We start from the raw sequence: 1,368 nt of genomic DNA on the forward strand, positions 1-1,368 counted from the left end.
GGGCCAGGGCGGGCAGGGCGATGGCGAGACACCACACCGTCAGCAGCCCGCGCACGGCGGCCCGTGCGCCGTAGCGGTGCAGCAGGCCACTGGCCAGCGGCATGGCGAGGGCGGCGCCGATCGCCGGGAAGGCCAGCACCATGCCCAACTGGCCGGTGGTGAGGCCGAGATGTTCGTGAATCCAGGGGATGCGGGTGGCGAAGGCGCCGGCTGCGGCGCCGTGCACGGCGAACACGGCGGAGGTCGAGCGGCGGGCACGCCGCGTCGTGGAGGACAGCATGGGCGTAAACTATCAGGAAGGTTGCCTGTATAAAAAGCCCGTCATCGGCCCCACGACACGCGGGGTCCGGGATGTGCAACGGATCTGCGAGGATCGCCGCCATGACCACCGCCCGCACCGCGACGCCCCGGACGGCCAGGGCCATCAACGACCGCATCGCACTCGAACTACTCGCCGAGCGGGGCCCGTTGACGGCGACCCAGCTGAAGGACGCCACCGGTCTCTCCCGTCCGTCCGTCGCCGACCTGGTCGGCCGGCTCCAGGACGACGGACTGGTCGCCGTCGTCGGCGAGTCCGGCTCCGCCCGGCGCGGCCCCAACGCCCGCCTCTACGGGCTGGTAGCCGACCGCGCCCATGTCGCCGCCCTCGACGTCCGGCTCGACAGCGCCACCGTCGCCGTCGCCGATCTCACCGGCCGGCCCGTGGCCCGCGCGACCCTGCCGGTCCCCGACGGGCCGCCGGGGGAGGAGGACGCCCCGGGCGCCCCGGCCGCCGCCGCCCTCGCCCTGCTGGACGCGGTGCTGGCCGACGCGGGCGTGCGCGAGGTCCACACCGCCGTGGTCGGCGCCCCCGGGCTCGTCGATCCCGCCACCGGCACCCTCGGCCGCGACAACGCCATGCTCCCGGCCTGGCACGGTGAACTCGTCCGCCTGCTGCCCGCCCGCGCCGGCCGGGTCCTGGTGGAGAACGAGGTCAACCTCGCCGCCATCGCCGAACACCGCGAGGGAGCCGCACGCGAACGCGACACCTTCGTCCTGCTCTGGCTCGGCTCGGGCACCGGCGCCGCCGTCATCCTCGACGGCGCGCTGCGGCGCGGCGCCTCCGGCGGCGCGGGCGAGATCGGGTTCCTGCCCGTGCCCGGCACCGACTCGCTGCCCGCCGCCACCGACTGCGCCGGCGGGCTGCACGCCCTCACCAGCAGCGCGGCCGTCTGCGACCTCGCACGCGCGCACGGCATCCACCCGCCGGCGCCCGACAGCGCCGAGGCCGCGGAGGCCGCCGTCCGGCAGGCGCTGGAACTGCTCGGCGAGCACCCCGATGACGACGCCCACCGGACGCCCGAGGCAGGAGGGGACGCGGGCCCGGCC

Annotated in this window: 1 protein-coding gene and 1 pseudogene; one reads left to right on the forward strand and one right to left on the reverse strand. The window is 76.3% G+C overall.

What is annotated here, in order from left to right; genetic code table 11:
* Positions 1-280: pseudogene (locus E0D90_RS25645) on the reverse strand (MFS transporter); the annotation flags it as partial.
* A gap of 101 nt (positions 281-381) precedes the next feature.
* On the opposite strand from E0D90_RS25645, the gene E0D90_RS25650 reads away from it, so the two are divergent.
* Positions 382-1,368, forward strand: a 987-nt coding sequence (locus E0D90_RS25650; protein ID WP_130800297.1) for an ROK family transcriptional regulator, incomplete at its 3' end; no start/stop codon positions are given.

The sequence above is a fragment of the Streptomyces otsuchiensis genome (genome assembly GCF_004305975.1).
GTDB lineage: Bacteria > Actinomycetota > Actinomycetes > Streptomycetales > Streptomycetaceae > Streptomyces > Streptomyces otsuchiensis.